5 protein-coding genes and 3 pseudogenes are annotated in these 6,757 nt (G+C 60.8%); 6 read left to right on the top strand and 2 right to left on the bottom strand.

The genetic code is table 11. From position 1 onward, the window contains the following. Positions 1-287 precede the first annotated feature (287 nt). From PSOLE_RS23085 to PSOLE_RS23065, 5 genes and pseudogenes are all read left to right on the top strand, one after another. Positions 288-1,064: pseudogene (locus PSOLE_RS23085) on the top strand (radical SAM protein); the annotation flags it as partial. Positions 1,065-1,137: 73 nt separating this feature from the next. Then, positions 1,138-1,740: a DUF4823 domain-containing protein gene (locus PSOLE_RS23080; RefSeq protein WP_074861354.1), complete on the top strand. Its 603-nt coding sequence runs from the start codon at positions 1,138-1,140 to the stop codon at positions 1,738-1,740. A gap of 104 nt (positions 1,741-1,844) precedes the next feature. Beyond that, positions 1,845-2,414 carry a DUF1285 domain-containing protein gene (locus PSOLE_RS23075; protein WP_074861352.1) on the top strand — a complete coding sequence of 190 codons (570 nt, stop codon included), beginning with the start codon at positions 1,845-1,847 and terminating at the stop codon, positions 2,412-2,414. A 75-nt stretch (positions 2,415-2,489) separates the two neighbouring features. Continuing rightward, on the top strand, positions 2,490-3,254 hold the full coding sequence (locus PSOLE_RS24875; protein WP_244597201.1) for a GNAT family N-acetyltransferase: 765 nt from the start codon (positions 2,490-2,492) through the stop codon (positions 3,252-3,254). Between the two features lie 316 nt (positions 3,255-3,570). Next, positions 3,571-5,238, top strand: a complete 1,668-nt coding sequence (locus tag PSOLE_RS23065; RefSeq protein WP_074861350.1) for a sensor domain-containing diguanylate cyclase — start codon at positions 3,571-3,573, stop codon at positions 5,236-5,238. A 12-nt stretch (positions 5,239-5,250) separates the two neighbouring features. Here the strand turns inward: PSOLE_RS23065 and PSOLE_RS25250 are convergent. Next, positions 5,251-5,346, bottom strand: a pseudogene (locus PSOLE_RS25250) (protease); the annotation flags it as partial. Here PSOLE_RS25250 and PSOLE_RS23060 point away from each other — a divergent pair. After that, positions 5,309-6,330: pseudogene (locus PSOLE_RS23060) on the top strand (IS30 family transposase). The pseudogenes PSOLE_RS25250 and PSOLE_RS23060 sit on opposite strands and share 38 nt — an antisense overlap. 188 nt (positions 6,331-6,518) lie before the next feature. Here PSOLE_RS23060 and PSOLE_RS24455 read toward each other — a convergent pair. Then, on the bottom strand, positions 6,519-6,757 hold a 239-nt coding region (locus PSOLE_RS24455; protein WP_211281487.1), incomplete at its 5' end, for a hypothetical protein.

Here is a 6,757-nt window from a genome sequence, read left to right as displayed (position 1 = left end):
CAAGCCAGGGTTTGGCTGGCGGTGTCAAGCGATGCGGTATAGGTAGTCAAAAGGGCTTCTCCCATGCACTGATTTGAGCGCTAATTATATGATATTTATGGATAATTTCCAAAGTTGATGACATTGGTAGTAGCCCTGTCAATGTGTCTACGAAACCAAGGGCGACTCATAGATCTAGGACTCGCCTGCAGAGTGACTCCTAAAATTAGTCATAGAAAAAAATGATAAAAATCATTGGGTTGCCATGGTTTGTTCTGGCTTTGGACTCTAGCGAGGTAACTACCGACCAGATGTACACAGCGCCGCAGAAGAAATTCCGCGCCCGTGATGAGGCGCAGGTGCTGGAGGAGATTCGTCGTGCGGGCGAGCAACTGATTGTTAACCGCGTATTCCTCGCCGACGGTGATGCTCTGGTGCTGCCGACTCGGCGCCTGCTGGCCATCCTGCAAGCCATTCGCGAATACATGCCCGAGGTGCGTCGGGTCTCGAGCTATTGCCTGCCGCGCAACCTGCGCAAGAAGTCGGTGGATGAGCTCAAGGAACTGGCCGATGCCGGGTTGAAGATGGCCTATGTCGGCTGCGAATCCGGCGATGACGAGGTGCTGGCGCGGGTCAACAAGGGTGAAACCTTCGAGTCCAGCCTTAGCGCCCTGGACAAGCTTGGCCAGGCCGGCATCACCCGCTCCGTGATGATTCTCAACGGGCTCGGTGGTCAGGTGCTCAGCGATCAGCATGCGGACAACTCGGCGCGCCTGATGAACGAGGCCCAACCTGAGTACCTCTCCACTCTGGTGGTCAGTTTCCCCATGGGTGAGGCGCGCTTTCGCGAGCAATTCACCGATTACCAGCCGCTGACGCAACTGCAGCTATTCGGTGAGGTTGAGCGCCTGCTGCAGGGGCTCGAATTGCAGCAGACGGTGTTTCGCAGTGATCACGCTTCCAACTATCTGGTGCTCAAGGGCAATCTGGGGCGTGACAAGGCGCGTCTGCTGGCGCAGGTGCGTGAGGCCATTGAGCGGCCGCAACAGGCCAATCTACGTCAGGAGTGGCAGCGCGGACTTTGACGAGGCTGGCGCAAAATCTGCATCTATCCCTTATCCGCCGGTTTTCCGTCACCGGCATGAGGAGGATGGATTCATGCGTAACCTGCTTCTACTGGTGGCGCTGCTGGGGTTGGCTGGCTGCATGAAGGTCAGCGATCTGGCCAGCGGCGCCGAGTACCACCTGCGCGATGCCGGGTTTCTCGACCACGGCCGTACCGAGCGCATGGCCTCGCGGCGCCTGCAGCAGGACTCCTTCATCTACATCGCCCAGGGCCATTTCGTACCGCCAGGCCATGGTTATCCGCGGCCCAATGTGGTGGCCGAGGAGGCGTTCAAGGGCTTCGTCGAATACTTCCCGCTGGTGCGCCGCGCACGTCAGCCTGCAGGCCTGGATGAAGCCATGGCCGAAGCCCGTGCCGCTGGCGCGCACTACTTGCTGTACGCCCGTTTCGCCTACAGCGACGACCGCATTGGCACCCTGGAAGAGTGGGAGGATCAGGAGGCTGTGGATCGCCTCGGCACTGATCGAGCATCAATTCACTTGATGCTGATCGAAACCAACACGCGTTACCTGGTAGACACCGCACGCATTCGCAGCCGTGGCGGATTCCTGACGTTTTACGACGCCCAGCCGCAGGACCTCATCGGCCCGCCGCTGCATGACTATGCGCGCAGCCTGTTGGGTGTGGGGCGCTAAGAATAGGGGCAATCGGCGCGCTGCTCTTGTGGGAGGGGCTTTAGCCGCGACAGGTGGCACGGTGTATCCTCTTCCGTTCGAATCGAACTGGACGAGGAAAGACCATGAGCGATCCAGGCAAGGCGGACGATCTGCTGGCGCAGATCCCCAAGGGTGAAGGCAAGGGCCTACCTCCCGTGCACCTGTGGAATCCCGATTTCTGTGGCGATATCGACATGCGAATCGCCCGCGATGGCACCTGGTATTACCTGGGCACGCCCATCGGCCGCAAACCCATGGTGCGGTTGTTTTCAACCATCATCCGCCGTGACGGAGACGATTATTTCCTGATCACGCCGGTGGAGAAGGTGGGCATCAAGGTAGACGACGCGCCCTTCGTTGCCGTGACGCTGCAGGTGGAAGGTGAGGGTGAAGCGCAGGTGCTGCGCTTTATCACCAATGTCGAGGATGAAGTGGTGGCCGGCGCCGAGCACCCAATTCGGGTGGAGATCGACCCTGTGACACTCGAGCCCTCGCCCTACATTCTGGTGCGGCGTAACCTCGAAGCGCTGATTCATCGCAACGTGTTCTACCAACTGGTGGAGCTGGCGGTGGAGCGCGAAGTGGACGGCAAGCCTTGGCTGGGGGTGTGGAGTGCCGGGCAGTTCTATCCCATCGGGCCTTCTCCGGCCTGAGGCATCTGGTGCGGTGGGGCTGCGCAAGAGACCTCGATGCGCACGGCCCACGCTACTGCTTGGCAGGAGATATGGATGGATGAGCATCGCATCGAAACCGAACGCCTGACGCTGCGCCCACCGCAGCCGGAGGATGCTGCCGAGGTGCAACGTCTGGCTGGTGATTTTCGCATTGCCGATGTCACCAGCAGCATTCCCCATCCTTATCCGCCCGAGCTGGCGCAGCAGTGGATCGAGCGCTGCGCACAGGATTGGGCCAGTGGCACGGCGGCCAACTTCATCATCACCGAGTCGGCCAGCGGCAAGCTGGTCGGCAGCATGGCGCTCAAGGACAACGGCCGCGGCGAGGCCGAGGTGGGCTATTGGATCGGCGTGCCTTACTGGAGCCGTGGCTACGCCAGCGAAGCCTGCAATGCCCTGGTGGATTTCGCCTTCCAGCAACTGCGTCTGCGTCGCCTGCACGCCAGCCACCTGGCGCGCAATCCGCAATCCGGCCGAATGCTGTTCAAGGCCGGCTTCCGCCATCTGGGCCTGGGCCACAGCCAGTGCGGCAGCCAGGGTCTGTTGCCGTTTCGAGGCGAGCCGCGTTGCTGCGCCAAATTGCGCCACGCGAGGCGCGGGATGCAGGTAATGGTCGTTCCCTTGCCAAATCCCGCAACGACGCATGGCGCAATTTGCCGCGCAACCCGAAGGGACGGGCCAGTTTTTGCGTGGTACGTCGTTACTCGACGGCTCATTTGGGCGACCAAACTTCGCGTCTCGCGCCTAGCCCCACGCAAAAACTGGCTCCGTCGCGGCCGTGCGCGAAACGGCAACAGACCCTGGCGTTGCATTTTCTAAGTGGGGTGAGGGGGGGACGCTGGCTTGCTGCGCGGGCTGGCGCGTCTCCAGGCGGCAGCGGGTTGTCCGGTCGGCCGGAACGTATCGACGAAATATCTATAATTCAGGTGTTATATCGTAACAATTCTGATGCGCTCGACCAGTTCGAAATCAAGCTATGGGGCCGTAAAGGCTCTGGCTAGGGCCGTCTGAGGCTGAGCAATCGGCGTAACGGCCGATGAGCATTTGCCTGACCTGCACGAGGGATTAGACGCCAGCCCGCCAATGGCGTATCAATATCAGACGTCTTCCGCGTTTCTATCCAAACAGAATCACTATGCAGCCCCTATGTTCGGTCAATGCGCCCAGCAGTGCCAATGATGAGCGGTTCGATGCCTTAGTGCGCCTGCTTGGCCGGTATTTCGATTCGGCCGTCGTACTGGTTTCCGGTGCCGACTCTGCGCGCCGTATCTGGGCCAGCCCTGGCCTGAGCGATGTGGCGAAGATCATCGGCATCAGCGAAACCTCGCCCACCACGCTCATCTGGCCACTGCAGACGCAAACAGGCGCACGGCTCGGCACGCTGTACCTGCATTTCGACCGGCCACATACACTCGACGCCAAACAGCGCGAAGCTCTGCTGGATTTCGCCGCCCTGGCCCTCGATCTACTGGCACGCGAGACCGACGAAGCCCTGCAGCGCCATGAGAACGCCGCCCTGCGCGATAGTGAACGACGCATGGCGCTGGCCATCGCCGGTAGTGGCACCGGGATCTGGGATCGCGACATCAGCAGCGGCGAGATTTACTACTCCAGCAGTTGGAAAGCGCTGCTCGGCTATGCCGACCACGAAATCGGCAATCGCATCGAAGAGAGCTATGCCCGCGTACATCCAGCCGACCTCGACTACGTGCGCGCGAGCATTCAGGCACACCTGGATCAGCGTACCGATGCCTATGAGGTGGAGCACCGCCTGCGTTGCCGCAACGGCCAATACAAATTGGTGTGCAGCCGCGGCAAGGTGGTCGAGCGTGACAAGCACGGCAAACCGCTGCGAATGATCGGCACCACCACCGACATCACCGCCATGCGCCGCCTGTCCGAGCAGGTACAGCAGACCGCCACCCTGATGACCGACCTGACCAATGAAATCCCCGGCATGGTCTTCCAGGTCCGCAGGCAGAGCGATGGCAAGTACGCCGTTACCTACGCCAGCGCTGGCGCGCAAGCCATCTGCGGCCTCAGCGCCATGCAACTGATGCAGGACGCTGAGGCGCTGACCGCCATCATTCACCCGGATGACCGCATGGCCTTCATCGATTCCCTGCAGCTATCGGCCGAGGAGTTGACGGACTGGTATCTGGAGTTTCGCGTGCAGGTGCCGGGGCGTGAAGTCGCCTGGTGCCAGGGTGAAGCCTGCCCGCGCCGCGAAGCAGACGGCAGCGTGATCTGGCATGGCTTCATGACTGACGTGACCGAACGCAAGCAGATCGAGGCCGAGCTGCAGGCCTTCGCCACTACCGACTTCCTCACCCAGCTCGCCAACCGCCGGCACTTCATGTGTCAGCTCGAGGCAGAGCTGGCGCGCCTGCAACGCAGCCCCGAGCAGAGCGCGGCGATCCTGATGTTCGACCTGGACTACTTCAAGACCATCAACGATCGCTGGGGCCACGATGTCGGCGACCAGGCGCTGCGCCATTTCGCGCTCATACTCGGCAGTCAGCTGCGCAAGACCGACACCGCCGGGCGCCTGGGTGGCGAAGAGTTTGCCGTGGTGCTCAGCGACGCGAACCTGGACAAGGCCATGCACTTCGCCACGCGCATTCAGAATGAACTGGCCAGGACGCCGATCCTGCATGCGGGGGAACCGATCTTCCTCGCCGTCAGCGTCGGCATCTCATCGCTCAACGCCAGCGATGCCAGCGTCGAGGCTGCCCTGTCGCGCAGCGATATCGCCCTGTACTGCGCCAAGCGCGGCGGGCGTAATCGCATCGAGCATCATTGACGGCAGGCTGGCTCAGGTCGCCAGCAACGCCTGGCTGATGGCCTCGTTGAACGCAGGAATATCGTCGGGATTGCGCGAGGTGATCAGGGTCCAGTTCTGCCCTGGGCAAGGGTTCAGCCTGCGCAAGATTGCTTGCTTGATCACCCGATCCCCTTCGACTATCAGCCGGGAGCTGCGCCGCAATCGAGATGTCTGTGGCGGCGACTCGGCCCGCACGGCCCAGCAGCAGATGCAGGCCCGCCGTCAGGTGTGTCGACCGAAGCGAAAGCTGTTGCCGGGTGGTGAGCGCTTCGAGTTGGTGGCGCATATGCTGCGTGAGCGTTTGTCTCCCGAGCAGATTGCCGGCAAGCTGCGCAGCATGAACATACCCAACCTGCGAGATGCCTACGTCTGTCGCGAGACGATCTACGGGGCGGCCATCCGCAACGCGATCTATGCCCTGCCAGTGGGTGAGCGGCGTAGGAGCTGATCATCTGTCTGCGCCAAGGCAAGACGACACGCCGGCCGCGCTCTGGCGGCGTGGATCGGCGCGGGCAGATTCCCGAGATGGTCAGCATTCATGCGTGTCCGCCGGAGATCGAAGACCGGCTGATGCCTGGGTATTGGGAAGGCGACCTGATCAAGGGCAAGGCCAACGCCTCGTGTGTAGGCACGCTGGTGGAGCGAACCAGTGGCTACCTGATGCTGGTGAAGATGAACGACGCGACGGCGACCTCGGCGATGGAAGGCTTCAGTGCGGCGCTCAATGGCATGCCGCTGGCGATGTGCAAGAGCATGACCTACGACCAGGGACGGGAGATGGCGCGGCATGCCGAGATCACCCAGAGAACCGGTGTGGCAATCTACTTCTGCGACCCGCACAGCCCTTGGCAGCGCGGTAGCAACGAAAACATCAATGGCCTGATCCGCCAGTACCTGCCCAAAGGCACAGACCTGACGGTACACAGCCAGGAAGAACTGAATGCCATCGCACTACAACTGAACATGCGTCCGCGTAAGCGCTTCGACTTCAAGTGCCCCATCGAAGTTATGGGTGAGGTGATGCAGAAGGCCATGGCTATGCGGCATGATGCTCCTGCTTCAATTCAATGACCGTGTTGCACTCAGCTCCTGCAACCGCCTGGGATAGAAATGAGGAGCTGTGCATTGTTGTTCGTGCTTCCTTGCTGAATTTGGCCGCGGCGGATTACGGGTCTAAAGCGGGTCCGTAAATTATCGGTATGACCACTCCGGCAGACTCGCTGACAGTTCGTGGTAGCAGCGCAGCGAGGGGCCTGCCTTCAAAGAAGGCCTATTCTTTTGCCCCTCAAGAAAACCTCGAGTGCTTCGTACTTCATCGGTTTGGCAAAGTAATACCCCTGCAACACATCGCACCTGCTGCCCTTTAAAAAAGGCTCTGTCTGAGTTATCTGTTGCAGTGGTCTAAACTGAATCGTGATCTTTCCCAGCATGAGGGATCTATCATGAAAGCGGTTCAGTTTTCGCGGTGGATGGCACAGCTCTCCAGCCTCAACCCAGA

Origin of the sequence: Pseudomonas oleovorans subsp. oleovorans (assembly GCF_002197815.1) — a bacterium.
GTDB lineage: Bacteria > Pseudomonadota > Gammaproteobacteria > Pseudomonadales > Pseudomonadaceae > Aquipseudomonas > Aquipseudomonas oleovorans.
This window is presented reverse-complemented; position numbering and strand designations above follow the sequence as displayed.